Origin of the sequence: Thiobacillus sp. SCUT-2 (assembly GCF_035621355.1) — a bacterium.
In the GTDB taxonomy this organism is placed as follows: domain Bacteria; phylum Pseudomonadota; class Gammaproteobacteria; order Burkholderiales; family Thiobacillaceae; genus Thiobacillus; species Thiobacillus sedimenti.
The window spans coordinates 2,930,393-2,949,343 of record NZ_CP141769.1 but is presented as its reverse complement, the minus strand read 5'-3'; the positions used below and the strand labels follow the sequence as shown (position 1 = coordinate 2,949,343).

19 protein-coding genes are annotated in these 18,951 nt (G+C 68.0%); 2 read left to right on the top strand and 17 right to left on the bottom strand.

Annotation, left to right across the window (positions count from 1 at the left end):
* Positions 1 to 217: 217 nt before the first annotated feature.
* Entirely contained in the window at positions 218 to 658 is a 441-nt protein-coding gene (locus VA613_RS14630) for a helix-turn-helix domain-containing protein (protein ID WP_324779754.1), read from the top strand.
* A 386-nt stretch (positions 659 to 1,044) separates the two neighbouring features.
* Here the strand turns inward: VA613_RS14630 and VA613_RS14625 are convergent, their stop codons facing one another.
* The 10 genes from VA613_RS14625 to VA613_RS14580 all read right to left on the bottom strand — a co-directional run bounded on the left by VA613_RS14625 (position 1,045) and on the right by VA613_RS14580 (position 11,138).
* A complete protein-coding gene (locus VA613_RS14625) occupies positions 1,045 to 1,677 on the bottom strand; it encodes a response regulator transcription factor (protein ID WP_324779753.1) in 633 nt (210 codons plus the stop codon).
* 43 nt (positions 1,678 to 1,720) lie between these two features.
* Positions 1,721 to 2,482, bottom strand: a complete 762-nt coding sequence (locus VA613_RS14620; protein ID WP_324779752.1) for an SDR family oxidoreductase — start codon at positions 2,480 to 2,482, stop codon at positions 1,721 to 1,723.
* A gap of 30 nt (positions 2,483 to 2,512) precedes the next feature.
* Complete coding sequence (locus tag VA613_RS14615) at positions 2,513 to 3,163, bottom strand: thiol:disulfide interchange protein DsbA/DsbL (RefSeq protein WP_324779751.1); 651 nt, start codon at positions 3,161 to 3,163, stop codon at positions 2,513 to 2,515.
* Positions 3,163 to 3,744, bottom strand: a complete 582-nt coding sequence (locus tag VA613_RS14610; protein WP_324779750.1) for an SPOR domain-containing protein — start codon at positions 3,742 to 3,744, stop codon at positions 3,163 to 3,165. The genes VA613_RS14615 and VA613_RS14610 overlap by 1 nt, the downstream gene beginning before the upstream one ends.
* A gap of 3 nt (positions 3,745 to 3,747) precedes the next feature.
* A complete protein-coding gene (argS, locus tag VA613_RS14605; RefSeq protein ID WP_324779749.1) occupies positions 3,748 to 5,421 on the bottom strand; it encodes an arginine--tRNA ligase in 1,674 nt (557 codons plus the stop codon).
* 107 nt (positions 5,422 to 5,528) lie between these two features.
* Positions 5,529 to 7,685 (bottom strand): primosomal protein N', encoded by a 2,157-nt coding sequence (locus VA613_RS14600; protein WP_324779748.1) that lies wholly within the window; start codon positions 7,683 to 7,685, stop codon positions 5,529 to 5,531.
* Positions 7,686 to 8,015: 330 nt separating this feature from the next.
* Entirely contained in the window at positions 8,016 to 8,846 is an 831-nt protein-coding gene (locus VA613_RS14595; protein WP_324779747.1) for a Tim44 domain-containing protein, read from the bottom strand.
* Between the two features lie 115 nt (positions 8,847 to 8,961).
* Positions 8,962 to 10,038 carry a uroporphyrinogen decarboxylase gene (gene hemE / locus VA613_RS14590; RefSeq protein WP_324779746.1) on the bottom strand — a complete coding sequence of 359 codons (1,077 nt, stop codon included), beginning with the start codon at positions 10,036 to 10,038 and terminating at the stop codon, positions 8,962 to 8,964.
* 82 nt (positions 10,039 to 10,120) lie between these two features.
* The gene (locus VA613_RS14585; protein WP_324779745.1) at positions 10,121 to 10,684 is read right to left on the bottom strand and encodes a glycine zipper 2TM domain-containing protein; all 564 of its coding nucleotides are present in this window, start codon (positions 10,682 to 10,684) and stop codon (positions 10,121 to 10,123) included.
* 49 nt (positions 10,685 to 10,733) lie between these two features.
* On the bottom strand, positions 10,734 to 11,138 hold the full coding sequence (locus tag VA613_RS14580; RefSeq protein ID WP_324779744.1) for a hypothetical protein: 405 nt from the start codon (positions 11,136 to 11,138) through the stop codon (positions 10,734 to 10,736).
* A 312-nt stretch (positions 11,139 to 11,450) separates the two neighbouring features.
* On the opposite strand from VA613_RS14580, the gene VA613_RS14575 reads away from it, so the two are divergent.
* Positions 11,451 to 12,596, top strand: coding sequence for an OmpP1/FadL family transporter (locus VA613_RS14575; protein WP_324779743.1), 1,146 nt, complete (start codon positions 11,451 to 11,453; stop codon positions 12,594 to 12,596).
* Positions 12,597 to 12,686: 90 nt separating this feature from the next.
* On the opposite strand, the gene VA613_RS14570 is transcribed toward VA613_RS14575, so the two are convergent.
* The 7 genes from VA613_RS14570 to VA613_RS14540 form a co-directional block, all read right to left on the bottom strand.
* On the bottom strand, positions 12,687 to 13,034 hold the full coding sequence (locus VA613_RS14570) for a hypothetical protein (protein WP_324779742.1): 348 nt from the start codon (positions 13,032 to 13,034) through the stop codon (positions 12,687 to 12,689).
* 68 nt (positions 13,035 to 13,102) lie between these two features.
* Entirely contained in the window at positions 13,103 to 13,588 is a 486-nt protein-coding gene (locus tag VA613_RS14565) for a BON domain-containing protein (protein WP_324779741.1), read from the bottom strand.
* Between the two features lie 254 nt (positions 13,589 to 13,842).
* A complete protein-coding gene (locus tag VA613_RS14560; RefSeq protein ID WP_324779740.1) occupies positions 13,843 to 14,010 on the bottom strand; it encodes a DUF1328 domain-containing protein in 168 nt (55 codons plus the stop codon).
* 160 nt (positions 14,011 to 14,170) lie between these two features.
* Entirely contained in the window at positions 14,171 to 15,523 is a 1,353-nt protein-coding gene (locus tag VA613_RS14555) for a sigma 54-interacting transcriptional regulator (RefSeq protein ID WP_324779739.1), read from the bottom strand.
* The gene (locus VA613_RS14550; protein WP_324779738.1) at positions 15,520 to 15,987 is read right to left on the bottom strand and encodes a hypothetical protein; all 468 of its coding nucleotides are present in this window, start codon (positions 15,985 to 15,987) and stop codon (positions 15,520 to 15,522) included. Before VA613_RS14550 ends, VA613_RS14555 begins: the two co-directional genes overlap by 4 nt.
* Positions 15,984 to 17,423 carry a HAMP domain-containing sensor histidine kinase gene (locus tag VA613_RS14545; protein WP_324779737.1) on the bottom strand — a complete coding sequence of 480 codons (1,440 nt, stop codon included), beginning with the start codon at positions 17,421 to 17,423 and terminating at the stop codon, positions 15,984 to 15,986. Before VA613_RS14545 ends, VA613_RS14550 begins: the two co-directional genes overlap by 4 nt.
* 77 nt (positions 17,424 to 17,500) lie before the next feature.
* The gene (locus tag VA613_RS14540; RefSeq protein WP_324779736.1) at positions 17,501 to 18,949 is read right to left on the bottom strand and encodes a glutamate synthase subunit beta; all 1,449 of its coding nucleotides are present in this window, start codon (positions 18,947 to 18,949) and stop codon (positions 17,501 to 17,503) included.
* Between the last annotated feature and the right edge of the window lie 2 nt (positions 18,950 to 18,951).

Below are 18,951 nucleotides of genomic sequence, written 5' to 3'. Positions count from 1 at the left end.
CGACGACCGCAAAGGCCGATGAAGAGACGGTCGTCACCATTGGTGCAATAGTTCGCTTGCGGATGCGGCTCGCCTCAGGTTGGAATTCGGGGCAGGTTTGGATTGGATATGGTGGTTGTTTTCGCTGAACGTGTAATTAGCGGTAGCTGGTGATCGGGGCAGCTAAGATTGACCCTTGTATCATTGTCCCGACCAGTAACGCCAGTAGGAACCCGAATTGCCGAACATCGCATCCGTGCTCAAGGAAGAAATCGCCCGGCTGGTCCGCAAGCAGCTTCGCGGCGAAACCGAAACTCTCAAGAAGGCATCGAGCCGCTACCGCGCCGAGATCGCCGCATTAAAGCGGCGCGTCGAGGCCTTGGAAAAGCAGATATTCCGCCTCGAAAAAATGGTGCCGAAGAAGGCCGCGCCTGCCCTCGACGGGGAACCCGAAACGAAACTAAGGTTTAAGCCGCAGGGCATCCGCGCACAGCGGACGCGGCTCGGGCTATCTGCGGCAGAGATGGGCACCCTGGTGGGCGTCTCCGCCCAGACCATCTACAACTGGGAGGCTGGCTCGTCGCGCCCGAGGCCCGAGCAACTTGCCGTCATCGCGACCGTCCGGAAGATGGGCAAGCGCGAGGTCAAGGCTCGGCTTGACCAGATGCACGCGGCTTGATGGAGCAGAGTGCCCTCTGTCCAGAGGGCTACCGCGTCGCTTTGGCGCTCGCCCGGTTCACGCCCAAGTTCACCAGCCACGGTTGTGGCCCAAGCGTGCGTGTCCGACGGACTTCATTTCTCGGAGACCATCTCAAAGTTGACTTACGCAGGACTCCGACGGACTTTGTACGTTTCTACGTATCTATATGAATCAGTTATTTATAATCTGATGGTCCGACGGACTTTATTTGTTTCGATCACCCGCGGCTTGCGGAATAGGCCACCGTGGGCCGCGCGAACGTGGAGCCGCGCAATCCGGCGACGCCGCTGACCCTGGAATGAAGTGGGCGGCCAAATGAAAAAAGCGCGGCAACGCGCCGCGCTTTTTTTCAGGGGCCGGCCGGTTCAGTGCCGGCGCTGGTCTTCCTTCAGTGCCAGGGTGGCGACCTGCACGCGATTCCGCAGGCCGAGCTTTTCCATGATGTTGCGCAGGTGGTTGCGGACGGTGTTCTCGGACAGCGTCATCTTGTACGCGATCGCCTTGTTGGAGAGGCCTTCCTTGACGTGGTTGACGATTTCCATCTCGCGCGCGGTGAGCGCCGATAGTGCGCTGTTGTTGAGTTCGCCGCGCGCCATCTTCTGCATGACGTTGAGCGGGAAGCTGCTCTGGCCGTCGCACACGCTGCGGATCGCGGCCAGCACCTGGTCCGGATCGCTCGACTTGACGACGTAGCCGTCGACGCCGGAGGAGATGGCCTCCGAGATCTCCTCGTCGGAGTCGGCAATCGTGAGCATGATGACCTTGATCCCGAGGTCGCGCAGGTCGGACACGAGATCGAGCCCGTCGGCGTCGGGCAGCGAGCGGTCGAGCAGCGCGGCGTCGGCCTTGTTGCCGGCGGCGATCCATGCGCGCAACTCCGCGGCGTTGGCCATCTGCGCGACGAGCTTGAGATCCGGCTCCTGCTGGATGTAGCCCGCCACGCCCATGCGCAGCAGCGGATGATCGTCGATGAGGATGATGTTCAGGGGCGCAGCCATGGATGCTCCGGAAGTCGGCCGCCGGGGGGCAGCCTCGTCGTCATTATGTCGGCAGACCGCGCGGCTTGCGCGGCGCCTTTTCGAATAATAAATCAAACAACGAGGTCGGAAGCCATTTCATCGCGCGTGCCACCCAGGCCATCTGCCATGGGATCACGGCGTAGGCGCGGCGCCGCCGAATGCAGCGCGCCACCTTCGCGGCGGCCGCTTCGGCCGTCATCCTGAACGGCATGGCATACGGGTTGACCCGGGTCATCGGGGTGTCGATGTAGCCCGGCGCGACGGTGACGACGGCGATGCCGCGCGCCTTCATTTCGAGCCGGAGGGCTTCGAGGTAGACGGTGGCCGCGGCCTTCGACGCGGAGTAGGCGCCACCTCCCGGCAGGCCGCGCACGCCGGCGACGCTGGAGATCCCGCATACGACGCCGCCGGGCGGCATCGACGCCAGGAACGGCTGGAAGGTGTGCACCAGGCCCAGCACGTTGGCATCCATCACGGCACGGAAGACCGGCGCGTCCTCGGCCATCTCGGTCAGCGTGCCGACGCTGATGCCCGCCGCCGCGATGACGATGTCGGGCACCCCGACGTCGCGCACGAAGGCGGCCGCCGCAGCCTGCATGGCGGCCGCATCGCGAACGTCCGCTTGATAGAGACGTGCATCCAGCCCGGCGCCGGTGGCGCGAAGGCCGTCGAGGCGCCGGCCGACGAGCCCGAGCCGTGCGCCCGCGGCGCCGTAATGGCGGGCCAAGGCTGCGCCGAGACCGGAGCTCGCGCCGGTGATGAAGACGCGCAGCGGCTTAGTCAATCGGGTGGCGGGCGTGAATCGAATCCGCGATCAGCGGCCGGCGTGCTTGCCGCCGCGCTCGCTGCGCGCCTTCGCGATCAGCTGGTCGAGCACTTCGAACAGGCGCGGCTCGCTGCCTGTCATCGACTCGGAGGTGGCGTACTTGCCGTCGACGATGAACGCCGGCACGCCCATCACGCCGTAGGTCGTGGCGAGTTGCGAGCCCTGCATGGCCTTCGATTGGGTCGAGAAGGAATTGTAGATCGTTTCGAACTTCTTGCGATCCAGGCCCTGCTTGGCAACCCAGCTGCCGAGGACGCCGGGCTCGTTGAGATTGAGATTCTCGACGTGATAGGCCTCGAATACCTTGTCATGCAGCCGGTTGAGCTGGCCCATCTGCTCGAGCGTGTAGTAGATCTTCGCGCCCGGCATCCAGTCGTCCCGGAACACCGCCGGAACACGGCGAATCTGCGCGTCCTTGGGCAGCTTCTTCAGCCACGTGTTGAGGCCGGGTTCGAGCGCGTTGCAGTGCGGGCAGCGATACCAGAAGAACTCCAGCACCTCGATCTTCTTGCCGGTGGCGACCGGCTGAGGCGCGCTCACCCGGGTGTAGTCGCGCCCCTCGAAGATCTCCTCGGGAGCGGCGACGGCGGAAAAGGACAGGACTGCGGCGGCTACGAAAGCCAAGGCGCGGATCAACATCAGGGCGTCTCCTGTTGGGTGGGAACTTCTCTGACTAGCGTGACGGCAATTTTGTTCTGTGCGAGGAGGCTGCGCGTGCGATCGACGTCGGCCATGCTGCGGAAGGGGCCGATCCGCACCCGATGGACCACGCCCTTGTCGGCGACCTCGCTGGTCTGGATGCTGGCCTCGACCCCGAGCAGGGCGAGCTGTGCCTTCAGGTTGTCGGCCTGGTCGGCCTTCTGGAATGCGCCGGCCTGCAGGTAGAAGACCGGGGTGGACGGTGCGGGGGCGGCGGAGGGCAGCGATCCGCCACCGCTGTTGTCCGGCAGCACCTTGTAGAAGTCGAAGCTGGGCGCCGTGTCAGGTGCGGCGGCCGGGGCCGGCTTGGGCGTGCCGGAACCGGCATGGCTGCCCGCCTTGGCGGGCTCGACGGCATCCCGGACGGGCGTGAAAGGATTGCTGCCGGTGATCCACAGCGCCACGCCGCCGGCGAGCAGGGCCCCGAAGATCAGGCCGATCAGGACACCGGTGAAGATCGAGCTCCCCTTGCGGGATTTGCCGCCCGAGCGGCCGCTGTTGCGGGATGCGGGTTTTGCCATGGCTTACATTTTCTCCGGGGCCGACACGCCCAGCAAGGCCAGGCCGTTGACGATCGCGATCCGGGTGGCGTCGGCCAGGGCGAGACGCGCGAAGCGGGTGGCCGGATCGTCCACCAGGAACTTCTCGGCGTTGTACCAGGCGTGGAAGTCGCCGGCCAGCATCTGCAGGTAGTGGACGAGCAGATGCGGTGCCAGCTCCTTCGCGGCGCCGGCGACGACTTCGGGGTATTCGGCAATGCGCTGCATCAGGGCGATTTCGTGCGGCGAAGTCAGCGGCGCGAGGTCGGCATGGTCGAGCGCGTCGGCCATGCCGCCCCATTCCTCGAACACGCGGCAGATGCGCGCATGCGCGTACTGCACGTAGTACACCGGGTTGTCGTTGTTCTTCGCGAGCGCCAGGTCGACATCGAAGACGTACTCGGTGTCGGCCTTGCGGCTCAGCAGGAAGAAACGCACGGCATCCTTGCTGGTCCATTCGACGAGGTCGCGCAGCGTGACGTAGCTGCCGGCGCGCTTGGAGATCTTCACCTCCTCGCCGCCGCGCATGACGCGCACCATCGTATGCAGCAGATAGTCGGGATAGCCGTCGGCGATGCCGAGCCCCACGGCCTGCAGGCCTGCGCGCACGCGGGCGATGGTGCCGTGGTGGTCGGTGCCCTGGATGTTGATCGCGCGCTCGAAGCCTCGCTCCCACTTGGCGACGTGGTAGGCGACGTCCGGCACGAAGTAGGTGTAGCTGCCGTCGGACTTCTTCATCACGCGGTCCTTGTCGTCGCCGTACTCGGTGGTGCGAAGCCACAGCGCGCCATCCTGTTCGTAGGTCTTGCCGGCGTCGACCAGCTTCTGCACCGTCGCCGCGACGCGGCCGTCGGTGTAGAGGCTCGATTCCAGGTAGTAGTGGTCGAAGGCCACCGCAAAGGCCTTGAGGTCGAGGTCCTGCTCGTGGCGCAGGTAGGCGACCGCGAACTGGCGGATCGAGTCGAGATCGTCCGCGTCGCCCGACGCGGTGAATTCGCGGTCGTCCGACTTCACCGTCTTCTTCGCGAGGAAATCGGCAGCGATGTCGGCGATGTAGTCGCCGTTGTAGGCCGCTTCCGGCCACGCGGCGTCGCCGGGCCTGAGGCCCTTCGCGCGCGCCTGCACGCTGGCGGCGAGCGTGGCGATCTGCACCCCGGCGTCGTTGTAGTAGAACTCGCGGTAGACGTCCCAGCCCTGAGCCGCGTAGAGGTTGCAGATGGCGTCGCCGAGCGCGGCCTGGCGGCCGTGGCCGACGTGCAGCGGGCCGGTCGGATTGGCGGAGACGAATTCGACCAGGACCCGGTGCCCCTTTCCGGCATCGCCGCGGCCGAACGTCTCGCGTTCGCTGCGCACGCGCGGCACGATGCCGTGCCAGGCCGCGGGCGTGAGGTGGAAGTTGATGAAGCCGGCACCGGCGATCTCGGCCTTCGCGACGAGCGGCGACTTCGGGAGTTCGACGAGGATCTTCTGCGCCAGCTCGCGCGGGTTCTGCTTCAGCGGGCGCGCCAGCTGCATCGCGGCGTTGCTGGAGAAGTCGCCGTGGGCGGGGTTCTTGGGACGTTCGATGTCGAGGCTGACGGGCGCGTCGGGCGCGAGCGTCTCGAGGGCGCTGCCGATCAGCAGGGCGAGTTGGTCTTTGAGCGGATGCGTGCTGGACATGTCGATCGAGCGGACCGAAGGCGGGCGGGCCTTCGGGGGGAATGGGTAGCCCGCGATTATAAGCGCCGCGCCCGGGGGCCTCAAAACCGGCGGGCCGGGCCGGCGCTTCAGAACACCAGCGGATCGACGTCGAGCGACCAGCGCGCGATGCGCGGCCTGATCGTCTCGAGCTGCGGCCGCCACGCGCGCACGAAGGCCTGCAGCGCCTGCCGCGACGCCGACTGCACCAGCAATTGCGCGCGTTCGAGGTTGGCGACGCGTGCCATCGGCGCCGGCGTCGCGCAGAACACGCTGACCTCGGGGACTTCGGGTGCGAGGGCGGCCGCACGCTGCAGGAAGGCCAGCGCGGCGTCCATCGTCGTCGCCTCGGCGCGCATCAGCACCTGGCGCGCATAGGGCGGCAGCTCCATCTGCTTCCGCTCGGCGAGCAGTTCACGCGCGTAGCCGGCGTAATCGTGGCGCTGCAGGTAGCGAAACAGCGGGTGGTCGGGAAAGGCGGTCTGGATCAGCACGCGGCCGGGCTTGTCGGCGCGCCCGGCGCGGCCGGCCACCTGCATCAGCTGGGCGAACAAACGTTCGGTGGCGCGGAAGTCCGGACTGTAGAGCGCGCCGTCGGTGTCGAGGATCAGCGCCAGCGTCATGTCGGGAAAGTCGTGGCCCTTCGCCAGCATCTGGGTGCCGACCAGGATGTCGACTTCGCGGGCACGCACGGCTTCGCCGAGTTCGGCCCAGGCACGCGGGCGCATGGTGTCGCGGTCGATGCGGCGAATGCGCGCGGCGGGCAAGGCGGCGGCGAGCGTCTCCTCGAGGCGCTGCGTGCCCTGTCCGAGGGGCTTGAGGTCGGGGTTGCCGCAGTTCGGGCAGGCGTGCGGGATGCGCTCCTCGTAGCCGCAGTGGTGGCATCTCAGCCGATGCGCGGTGCGGTGCAGCACCAGTCGCGCCGAGCAGCGCGGGCAGGGCGACACCCAGGCGCAACTCGGGCAGTAGAGCGCCGGCGCATAGCCGCGGCGGTTGAGGAAGACGAGGCTCTGCTCGCCGCGCGAAAGGGTCTCCGTCAGCGCCGCCAGGGCGGGGCGGGTCAGGCCATGCTCCTGCGGCAGGTGCCTGAGGTCGGCGAGTTCCACATCGGGCAGGCGGGCGACGCTGATCGCGCGCGCCTTGAGTTCGATCATCCGGTAGCGGCCGCTCAGCGCCTGCGCATAGCTCTCGAGCGACGGCGTCGCCGAGCCCAGCACCACCGGCAGGTCCGCCTGCTTGGCGCGCGCAATGGCGACGTCGCGCGCCGAATAGCGCAGGCCGTCCTGCTGCTTGAACGAACCGTCGTGTTCCTCGTCGACCACGATCAGGCCCAGCCGCGGCAGCGGCGCGAACACCGACAGGCGGGTGCCGAGCAGGACGTCGCAGTCCGGCGCCGCGAGCCAGTTCTCCGCCCGCGTCGTCTCGCTCAGTCCGCTGTGCAGGGTCGCGATCCGGCGGCCGGGAAAGCGGGTGCGGAAGTGCTGCTCCAGCTGCGGCGTCAGGGCGATCTCGGGGATCAGCACCAGCGCCTGCCGGCCGCCGGCGAGCACGGCATCGATCAGGCGCAGGTAGAGCTCGGTCTTGCCGCTGCCGGTGACCCCGTGGACGAGATGGACGCCGAACGTGCCGAGCGCGGGCAGCAGCGCGTCGAGCGCTGCCTGCTGTTCCGCGGTGGCAGGGGGGCAGGGGGCGGTCGTGGGCGCCCGTTGCGGGATCGGCGCGGCGCGCGTCCACGCTGCCCAGCCGGACGTGACGAGCAGGGCGGCGTGGCGGTCCTGCTTGCGTGCCCGCAGCGTCTCTCGCGCCAGCGGGCCTGCCCGCAGCGCATCCAGGAGGGCCCGCTGCGCGCGGGCGCGGGGAGACGGCTCGGCGGCCCGTCCGGCGTCGGTGAGCGTCAGCCAGGGGGTGTCGGGCGCAAACGGCGTCGCGTTCTTCAGCCGCGGCGGCAGCGCGGCGAGCAGGATCGCGCCGAGCGGATAGTGGTAGTAGTCGGCGCAGAACTGCGCCAGGCGCAGGATCGCCGGCGGCAAGGGCGGGCGGTCGTCGAGCACGCGGAGGACGTCGCGCAGCTTGCCGGCGTGTTCGCTGTGAGTCGACTCGCCGAGCGCGATGCCGACCTGGCGGGCGCGGCCGAACGGAACCTCGATCAGGCTGCCCGCCCGCACCGGTCCCAGCGCATCCGGCAGGCGATAGTCGAACAGCCGGTGGAGCGGCGTGTCGAGCGCGACCTGGAGGATGGACGGCATGCTGGGGTTCCGGAGCGGGGGCGGAGGCTAAGTGGCTGTTGGGAAAGGATTATTCCACGTTGTCCACGCAAGCTGTGGATAATTTTGTGGGTGATTTGTGGCGACAGCCCTCAAATGCCCGTATTCAGGCGCACTACCGTTGCGGGCTAAAAAGCAGGCACGCCCGCAATGTCCAATATTTCATAGACTTACAAACATGAGGCCGCTGTCAAGATGGGGCCTTCAAAAAAGTTCCCCTGCGCCAAAAATGTGCATAAGTCAATGCTTCTATTGCCGAAAATACGGGCGTTGCGCGGGCATCGTGCGCGCAACGCCTTGTTTTTGCGGGGTTTACCCCTGCTGAATGCCGGCGATCACCCAGCCGCCCGGCCCGTTGGCCGGCTTGGTGAGGTGCCACACTTCGTCGAGCGCGACCGGCGTGGCGCCTTCGGCTTCGCGTACCTGGCCGGTGAAGCGCACGCTGACGACATGGCGGTTGGGCTCGTCGGCGGCCTCCAGCACCTCGGCGTCGAGCGACATCACGTCGGTGATCTGGGCGCTACTGCCGCGCTCGGCGATCTGCATCGACAGTTCGGCGAACACCTCGGGCGAGGTGAAGGCGCGCAGGTCGTCGAGGTTGCCGGCGTCGTACGCGGCCTGCAGGCGGATGAAGTTGAGCTTGGCCTCGCGGGTGAAGGCCGCCGGATCGAAGCCGGGCGGGAAACTGCTCGCGTCGAGGTTGCCGCCGGCCGGTCCGGCGGGTGCGGCATCGAACGCGGTAGGCGCGGCCTGCGGCATGCCGGCGTATTGCATCGCCGGTTGCGGCGCGCTGCGGCGCATCAGGAAGCGGATCAGCATGAACGCAGCCATCGCCAGGAGCGCGAGCATCAGGAAATTGGCCATGCCCTCGCCGAAGCCGAAGTGCGAGGCCAGCGCGGCGAGGCCGAGGCCGGCGGCGAGCCCGGCGATCGGGCCCATCCAGCTGCGTTTCTGCGGGGTCGCCTGCGCCGGTGTGGCGGCCGGCTGGGCGCGTTGCGGGGCGGGAGCGGCCTCCTGGCGGGCGGGCGCGGTGCGCTGCATGCCGAAGGACTTGCCGCCGCCGAGGCGCTTGGCTTCGGCGTCGTGCGCGGCGAGGCCAAAGCCGAGGAATAGGGCGAACAGACTGATCAGAAAGGTTTTCACCGGGAAGCTCCGTAAGGTCGATGAGACCGGGTATGGTGAGGCAAACCCGGACTCAGTGAAAAGTCGATTTTTATAGCCGGAATATTCGAGATTTTCGATTGTTCCGGGTGGCAAATCAGTTTCCGGCGGGGGCGCGCACCGCGCGGCTGCGGCGGTGCACCGCCTCGACCAGCACGGCGACGTTGTCCGGGTCGGTGTACTGCGAGATGCCGTGGCCGAGGTTGAATACATGGCCCGGGTGGTTGCCGAAGCTGTCGACGATGCGATGGGCCTCCGTGCGGATGCTGTCCGGCGTGCCATGCAGGGCGCAGGGGTCGAGGTTGCCCTGCAGCGCCACTTGGCTGCCGACGCGGCGCCGCGCCTCGCCGATGTCGAGCGTCCAGTCGAGGCCGACGGCGTCGGCGCCGATCGCGGCCATCGCCTCCAGCCAGTTGCCGCCGCCCTTGGTGAAGATGATGCTGGGAATGCGGCGGCCCTCGCGCTCCTTGATCAGGCCGGCGACGATGCGTTCCATGTAGGCGAGCGAGAATTCGCGGTAGGCGTGCGGGGTCAGGCTGCCGCCCCAGGAATCGAAAATCATCACCGCCTGCGCGCCGGCCTCGATCTGCGCGTTGAGGTAGTCGGTGACCGCTTGCGTGTTGACCTCGAGGATGCGGTGCAGCAGGTCGGGACGGCTGTACAGCATGGTCTTGATGTGGCGGTAGTCGTCCGAACTGCCGCCCTCGACCATGTAGCAGGCGAGCGTGTAGGGGCTGCCGGAGAAGCCGATCAGCGGCACCGCGCCGTCGAGCGCGCGGCGGATCGAGCGCACGGCGTCCATGACGTAGCCGAGCTTGTCGGTGGGATCGGGCGCCGAGAGGTCGCGGATCTCCCATTCGTCGCGCAGCGGGCGCTCGAAGCGCGGGCCTTCCCCGGTGGAGAAGTAGAGGCCGAGGCCCATGGCGTCGGGCACGGTGAGGATGTCGGAAAACAGGATCGCGGCGTCGAGCGGGTAGCGGGCGAGCGGCTGCAACGTGACCTCGGTCGCGAGATCGGGGGTCTTGCACAGCGTCAGGAAATCGCCGGCACGGGCCCGGGTGGCGTTGTATTCCGGCAGGTAGCGCCCGGCCTGGCGCATCAGCCACAGCGGCGTGTAGTCGGTAGGCTGGCGCAGCAGCGCGCGCAGGAAGGTATCGTTCTTGAGGACGGACATGGCAGGGGCCGCAATACAGGGCCGGGACGCAAAGCCGGCATTTTAGCAGGCTTGACCGTGCCGGCCCCGGCGGCGCGGCGTATCAGCTGTCGCGGAAGCGCCATTCGCCGCGCCCGGCCGGGCAGGCCAGCACGTCCCTGGGGCGCCGGCCGTCGACCGCGAGCGACGCGTGGCGGCAGCCGCCACCCGCGTCGCCGCGCGGCGTGAAGCGGTAGGCATCGCCGTCATGACGCCAGGCGACCGGGACGCCGGGGCGACCGAGTTCGAGCGTCTGGCCCATGCATGCGCGGTCGCGCGCGTCGATGCTGTCGCCGATCGCGTGGCCGACGACCGCGCCGATCACGCTACCGACGACCATCCCGACGGCGCGATCCTCGCGGTCGGCGACCTGACTGCCGATCACCGCGCCCGTGACGCCGCCGATCACCGTCCCGATCGCGTCGCGGTCGCAACGCCCCGCGTAGACGCCGTAGTCGCGGACGTACAGCGCGCCGCTGCGACCGGCGAAGGGGCGGGCGTCCCGCGGGCGGTGCGGCGCGCGGTGGTTCTTGTAATGCCCCCATGCGGGCGCATGGGGCGGCGGGTCGGCCCAGACGGGGGCGCTGGCGACCAGGGCGGCGAGGGTAAGCGTGAAGCCGGATTTCATAGGGTGCTCCTTGGGTGTGAACAGATGTCGATGCGTCGTCGGCCACGCGCTATTCGAAGCGCGGGGCCTTGTAGGCGGTGCGTACCTGGCCGTCGTGGCGCTCGCGCCAGATCGCCTGGCCGGCGTCGTCGAGTGCACGGTTTAGACGCCGGAATTCGCGGCCGTCGAGCACGCCGTCGGCGTGGAAGTCATGCTTCATCGCGGCGATGTCGCGTTGTTCGGCCATCAGGCGGCGGAATTCGCTGGGGGTCAGGCTGCCGTCGCGCAGGCCGGCGCGGATGCGCTGACCTTGCTGGGCCTGGCGCGCCTCGATCTGCGCAGCGGACGCGTCGCTCCGATGCATGAGGGTGCCGGGGCTGTGAGGGGCCCATCCAGTGTGGGCGTGGGCGGCGGTGGCGCCGAGGCACGCAAGGATCAGCGTGGCAAGGGAAACGGTCTTGGGCGTGGACTTCATGGAAGGCTCCTGTCTGGTTGGGGGCCCGGACGGGCCGTTCCGCCGCGGGGCAATTGCACTCTAAAGGCTGCGTGTTAGCGACGTGTTTGCCGCAGGTTACGACATGTAACGCAATGTAAGCGTGCGGGGCTCAAGTTTTGCGGCGCGCTGCCGATATTGCAGATACGAAGTCTGTTCGTCCGTCTGCCGTTTTTTTGCCACATCCCCCGTCTTCTTTGATGGCGTTGCCGGATCCCGCAAGGCAGCCCGCGTATTTAATTGAATTAGAATTTTCCGCTTTGCTTAATCACAACCCGTCGTAGGAGACCCCTGATGTACCCCAACAAACTCGCGGCCGCGTTCGCCGCGGTGGGCATGACCGTGCCTGCCCTTGCCCTCGCCACCAACGGCATGCTGATGGAAGGCTACGGCCCCATCGCCGCCGGCATGGGTGGCGCCGCCATGGCGTATGACAACGGCACGGCGGCCATGGCGAACAACCCCGCCACGCTGGCCCTGATGCCCGAAGGCAGCCGCATCGACGCGATGCTCGGTTTCGTGGGCCCCGACGTCAATTCCTCGGGGATGGGCACCTCCAAGGCGGACGCCTTCTACATGCCGGCCTTCGGCTTCGTGAAGAAGCAGGGCCAGCTGACCTATGGCGCGGGCATCTACGGCCAGGGCGGCATGGGCACCGAGTACGCCAACGGCGACATGGCGCAGGTCGGTGTTGGCCGCGTGATCTTCCCGCTCGCCTATGCCGTCAACGATCGCTTTACCGTCGGCGGCAGCGTCGACCTCGTCTGGGCCGGCATGGATCTGGTCATGGGGTCGATGAAATTCAAGGACAACAGCGACTTCACCGGCAAGGCCAAGGGCTACAGCCTTGCAGGCAAGCTCGGCTTCACCTACAAGCTGAACGACGCGCTGACGGTCGGCGGCGTCTACCAGACCGCCGGCAACCTGCCGGACCTCAAGGGGGGTGGGTACAGGGTCGAAGGCTTCGACATGCCGGCAATGGTCGGTTTCGGGCTCGCGTGGCAGACGAACGACCGCCTCATGGTCGCCGCAGACGTCAAGGACGTGCTGTGGGGCAGCAGCATGAACACGGTGACGATCCATATGCCGAATGGCGGCGCCATGCCGTTCCAGCAGGACTGGAAAGACCAGGTCGTCGTGTCGCTCGGTCTCGCCTACAAGTTCAGCGACGCCTTCACCGGGCGCGTCGGCTACAACTACGGCAAGAATCCGATCCCGGACACCTACGTCAACTACCTCTGGCCGGCGATCGTCGAGAACCACTACACCGCCGGTTTCGGCTACGCCGTCAGCAAGCAGTCCGAGATCAACTTCGGCCTCAGCTACGCGCCGGAAGTGTCGGTCACCGGCACCGGCCCCAATCCGCCTCAGGGCAACAACGGCATGACCATCAAGCACAGCCAGGTCAACTGGCAGCTGATGTACAGCTACAAGTTCTGACTGCGGCCAGACCCAGCGAACCGGGCGCAAGTGCGCCCGGTTTTCTTTTGCGCCGCGAAATCGCGGCGGCAGGCCCAGGAGCGCTGGACCTCAAGGCTGTTGCGGCGCGCTGCCAGCGGCCGAGCCGGCCGGCGGGGGCGTGCCCGGGGCCGGCTCCATGGGTGTCGCCTCGGGGATCGGCGGCGCCGCGTCCGGCTGCGCCTTCTGTTCGCGCAGGGCCTGGTCGACCTGTTCGCCGGCCTGCTCGGTCGCGTCCTTTCCGCTGCATCCGCCCAGCGTGAGGAGGCTGGTCAGCAGCGCCAGGACCGCGTACGAGGCGTGCCAGGGATGCGTGCGCTTGGAGCGGCGGGGAACGAGCCCCGCGGCGCCCGTGCCGGCCCCGCTCCATTCGTACAGCATCATGTGTTCGTCGTCGAGGTGTGCCGTCGTCTTGGCCATGTCATTCTCCTGCGTCGGTGGGATCGCGCGGCCGGCGGCGGAATGCACGCCGGCCGGGGAAGGGGCTGTCAGTGCGCGACCATGAGGTCGTTCTTGACCCCGGTCACGCCGTCCACGCCGCGCGCGATCTTCTCGGCCTGCGCGATCTGGACCGGATTGTTGACCCAGCCCGACAACTGCACCGTGCCCTGGTGGGTTTCGACGTTCACGTCCAGCCCCTTCACGCCCTCGTCCTTCAGCAGCAGGGCTTTCACCTTGGCGGTGATCCAGGCGTCGTCGACGTACTTGCCGGCCTTGATGCGGTCGTTGGTGGCGCTGGCCTTGACGAACTCGTCGCGGTCGAGGCGGTCGTCGTGATTGGCGTCGCCCGCGCGGAATGCCTGCTCCTGACCGCCCTGGGCCTTGAATTCCTCCTGGCTGACAAACCCGTCGCCGTTGCTGTCGTAGCGCTTGAAGCCGGGCAGGGTGGGCGCGGCCAGGGACGAGGCCATGGCGACGGTACCGACCATGCTGGCAAGGGTCAGGGCCAGAAGGCGATGGTTGAAGGATTTCATGTCTATCTCCTTTAGTGACGTGATGCGAATGCCGATGCACTCGAGGGAGCTTGGAGCGACGACCGTGCCAGCTTTGTTTTAATTTTTAAAATCAATGTGTTGTTGCATTCCGTCCCGGTTGGACGGGGCACGCTCGCGGGCTTTTCAGGGATTATTGTCGCCTGTGGGCGACAAATGCGGGCCCATCCCTTAAGTCCTTGTTTTGACGCCCTTAAGCTGTCGGCAATCCGCGACATTCGCGCTGGTCGACAGGGTCAGATGGTCGGGGGGCGCCGTCCGGTGATGAGCAGGACCACGAACAAGGCCAGCCCGACCATGAACAGCATCCGCGCGATCCAGGCCGCGGTGCCCGCGACGCCCGCAAATCCGAAAACGCCCGCCACGATGGCGACGACCAGAAACGAAATGGCCCATCCGAACATGGTGTTCTCCCGCAAGCATTGAACAAGGCGCCACGCGCCGTGACGGCCCCGATGCACGGGCTGTGCCAGAGAACAAATGTCTTGTGAATCAGCGGCGTGCGGGCGTCGCGTGGGCGCAGCGTCGCCCTTGTGGGGAGACGACGTCGTCTCCGCCCGACACTCAGGCGGTGTCGTCGCGGTCCTTGAACAGCGCGGGCGTGAGATCGTGGCGCTGCAGCAGCCGATAGACCTCGGTGCGGTTGCGCCCGGCCAGGCGGGCCACTTCGCTCACCTGGCCGCGGGTGAGCTTCAGGAGGTTGATCAGGTAGTCGCGCTCGAAGGCCGCGCGCGCTTCGGCGAGCGGCTGGATGTCCGCCGGCTTGTCGCGCAGCGCGCGTGCCACCAGCGTGGCGGGAATCGTCGGCGTGGTGCACAGGGCCACGCATTGCTCCAGCACGTTGTGGAGCTGCCGGATGTTGCCCGGCCAGTCGGCGGCGGTCAGCATGTCGAGCGCGTCCGGGGCGAAGCCGTGGATGCGGCGCTGGTATTTTTCGGTCAGGCGCGCGAGGAAATGCTGGGCCAGCAGCGGGATGTCCTCGCGCCGCTCGCGCAGGGAAGGCAGGACCAGGTTGACCACATTCAGCCGGTAGTAGAGGTCCTCGCGAAACTCGCCCTGGGCGATGGCCTCGTCGAGGTCCCGGTGGGTGGCCGAGACGATGCGCACGTCGACCGCGCGCGCCTCGAGCGCGCCGACCGGCCGCACCTCGCCTTCCTGCAGCACGCGCAGCAGCTTGACCTGCAGCGGGGGCGGCATGTCGCCGATCTCGTCGAGAAACACCGTGCCGCCGTTGGCGCTGAGGAAGAGGCCCGGGTGGTCGCGGCCGGCGCCGGTGAACGCGCCCTTCACGTGGCCGAAGAGCTCGGATTCGAGCAGTTCGGCCGGGATCGCGCCGCAGTTGATCGCGACGAAGGGCTTGGCGTGGCGCGGGCTGGCGCGGTGGATCGCGCGCGCCAGCAGTTCCTTGCCCGTGCCCGACTCGCCCTGGATCAGCACCGCGGCTTCGCTGCGCGCGGCAAGCCGCGCTTCCGCGAGCAGAACGTTCATCGCCGGACTGGTCGTGACGATCTCGCTGCGCCAGCTCTCGTCGCCGGCCTCGGCGCTGCTGCCGGCGAGCCGGGTCGCGCGCTTCAGCAGATCGACCAGCGTCGGCGCGTCGTAGGGCTTGGTGAGGTAGCCGAACAGGCCTTGCTGGGTGGCGGCGACGGCGTCGGGGATCGTGCCGTGGGCCGTCAGGATGATGACCGGCAAAGACGGGTCGCGGGCGTGGATCGCCCGAAACAGCGCCATGCCATCCATGCCGTTCATCTGCATGTCGGTGAGCACGGCGTCGGGGCGGGCGAGGGCGAGATGCGCGAGCGCGGCCTCGCCGCTGTCGGCGGTGTCGACCGCGAAGCCGTTGGCTTCGAGCCGCAGGGTGATCAGTTCGCGCAGGGCGGCGTCGTCGTCGACGACGAGGATGGCGGGCTTCTTCATGGCGATTTCGCGGGCGTGCTGCGTTGCTGCAGCGTCTTCTCGAGGGCCTTGATCTGGTCGAGCTTGCCCTGCAGCTCCGCCGCGCGGGCGGTCTGCTGGCCGAGTTCGATGCGGGACTTGAGCGCGCGCTTCATGAGGTCGAGCAGCGCCTGGCTGCGGGGGTCGGTTTCGACCTGACCGTTCAGCAGCTGCAGGCTGCGCTCGAGCGAGTCGCTCGCGTCGTCGCGCGCCAGCAGCGCGGCCAGCTGAAAGCGGCGGCTGGCGTCGAGCCTGCGCTCGTTCTCCAGGGCGGCGATTTCGCGGCGCCGCTGGGCGGGCGCCAGGGTGTCCACGCGCGCCAGCTCGCCCAGCATCGTCGAGGCACTCTGATCGCCCAGGATGGGGAGAGACGGATACGCGGGCGGCAGGGCGCAGGCCCCCAGGGTCAGCAGCAGTCCGGCAAGGAAAATCGGTTTGAGCGTCATGGCGGCGCAGGCCAGGTTAAACGGAAACAGGTGGACCAGGGCGGAAGGTCGGCGACCTCGACGCTGCCGCCGGCCGCGATCAGCGATTCCCGCACGATCGACAGCCCGAGCCCGCTGCCCTTGACCACGCTGGCCGGCTGCCGCGCGCCCTGCACGAAGGGCTCGAAGATGCGGCTGCGCTCGGCTTCCGGAATGCCGGGCCCCTCGTCGCACACCCACACGACCACCGCCCCGGGGGCGGGTTCGCTCCTGACCAGGATGCGGCCACCCTCGGGACTGAATTTGACCGCATTGGACAACAGGTTGTCGAGGACGGTTTCCAGCTGGGCGCGATCGGCGTGCACGGTGGGGGTGCCGAACTCGCGTTCCACGCGGACATGATGGGCGTCGAGCGCCAGCCGCTGCCGCGCCAGGACGGCGTCGAGCACCGGGTCCAGCGCCTGCGGCGTGGCAGGCGGCAGCGTGGCGTCGCGCACCATGCCGCCGTAGCGGATCAGGTCCTCGATGCGCTTCTGCAGCTCGCGGCTGCCGCTGTCCATGATGCCGACGATGCTGCGCTGGCGGGCATTGAGGGTGCCGGCAAGCTCGTCGCCCAGCAGGGCCACCCCCTCGCGCAGCGATGCGAGCGGCGTCTTCAGTTCGTGCGACACATGGCGCAGGAAGCGCAGCTTCTGCTCTTCCAGCGCCTGCAGCCGTTGCCGCAGCCAATCGATCTCGCGCCCCAGTTCGACGATGTCTTGCGGCCCGCTGATCGCCGGAAGCGGGGAGAGGTCGGCCTTGCCGAGCTGCTGGATCGAGCGCTTCAGCTGCTTGACCGGGCGGTTGATCATCCAGGAGAACACGGCGGCGAGCAGCAGCGTCAGCGGAATCAGCGCGAGCGCGAGCAGGATCAGCCGCCGCCGCGTCGCCTGCACGGTCGCCTCCAGCTGCTGCAGGTCGTGCTGCACCGCCGCGTCGGCCTGCGCAAGCAGGGTGCGCGACGTGTCGTGCAGGGCCTCGAACGCGGGGTCGAGCGCGTGGAACTGGTCGCTGTCGAGAAAGCGCCCGGGCCTCAGTTCACCGTAGAGTGTGCGGCTGCGCGCCTGCAGCGCGGCCAGCGTCGCGCGCGAGCGGTCGTCGTCGAGCCGGCCGCCGAGCGCCTGCATCCGCGTCTGCAGGTCATCGTAGCTCTCGCGCAGCGCCGAGCCGAATTCGGCGTCCTGCAGCAGGTGGTACTGGCCGGCGGCGCGCTGGAGCTGGCTGACCGATTCGACGATCTGCCGCACGTCGCGCGTGACGGCGAGGCTGGTGCGGGTGAACTCGCGTTGCGTGTCGACCACCCCCTGCAGCACGTGCACCACGTTGATCAGGCCGCTGGCGAGCGGCACGATCAGCACGCCCATCGCGACGATGACGAGGATGGTGAACGAGCGGGGATAGTAGGGTCCGGCAAGCATCCGTCAAGCGGTCGTCGAAGAACGTCAGGGGCCCCGGGAAAGGGGGCGCCGGGCACCGCCGGCACCCATCGCGGCGCTTACAGCAGGCCGAGCTGGGCGAGGATGCCCTTGGCGGCCTCGCGGCCTTCCCACACGGCGGTGACCACGAGATCCGAGCCGCGCACCATGTCGCCGCCGGCGAAGACCTTCGGGTTGGCCGTCTGGTAGGCATGCTTCTGGCCGCTGGCGACCACGCGCCCGCTCGGGTCGACGGTGATGCCGAAATCGGCGAACCAAGGCTGCGGATTCGGGCGGAAGCCGAACGCAACGATCACGTGATCGGCCGGCACGATTTCCTCCGAACCGGGGACGACCACCGGCGTGCGGCGGCCGCGCGCGTCCGGCGGACCGAGCTCGGTCGTCACGAGCTTGACGCCCTCGACGCGGCCGCTGCCGACGATCTCGACCGGCTGGCGGTTCCACAGGAACTGCACCCCTTCCTCCTTCGCGTTGGCGACTTCGCGCTTGGAGCCCGGCATGTTCTTCTCGTCGCGGCGGTAGGCGCAGGTGACCGAAGCCGCGCCCTGGCGGATGCTGGTGCGGTTGCAGTCCATCGCGGTGTCGCCGCCGCCGAGCACGACGACGCGCTTGCCCTTCATGTCGTGGAAGGCTTCGCCGGGCTTGGTGAGGTCGAGGCACTTGCGCACGTTGGAGATCAGGAAGGGCAGCGCTTCCAGTACGCCGGGCAGGTCCTCGCCGGGGAAGCCGCCCTTCATGTAGGTGTAGGTGCCCATGCCCATGAACACGGCGTCGTATTCGTCGAGCAGGGCCTGCATGGTCACGTCGCGGCCGACCTCGGTGCCGAGGCGGAACTCGACGCCCATCCCCTCGAGCACCTCGCGGCGGCGGGTCATGACCCATTTTTCCATCTTGAACTCGGGAATGCCGAAGGTCAGCAGGCCGCCGATTTCCTCGTAGCGGTCGTACACCACCGGCTTCACGCCGTTGCGGACCAGCACGTCGGCGCAGCCCAGTCCGGCCGGGCCGGCGCCGATCACCGCGACCTTCTTGCCGGTCGGCACGACGTTCGACAGGTCGGGGCGCCAGCCGGCCTTGAAGGCCTCTTCGGAAATGTACTTCTCGACCTGGCCGATCGTGACCGCGCCGAAGCCGCCCGTGTTCGGGCCGCCGCCGACCGCTTCGCCGAAGCCGTCGCTGTTGAGCGTGCAGGCGCCTTCGCACAGCCTGTCCTGCGGGCAGACGCGGCCGCACACCTCGGGCAGCGAATTGGTCTGGTGGCTCAGCTCGGCCGCCTCGAACAGCCGGCCCTCGGCGACGAGCTTCAGCCAGTTCGGGATGTAGTTGTGCACCGGGCACTTCCACTCGCAGTAGGGGTTGCCGCAGCCGAGGCAGCGGTCGGCCTGTTCCTGCGCGTGCGCCGGGTCCATCAGCGCGTAGATCTCGCGGAACTCATGCTTGCGGACGTCGGCGGGGGTCTTGTCGCCGTCGCGCCGCGGCTGCTTGAGGAACTGGAATACGTCGCCCATCG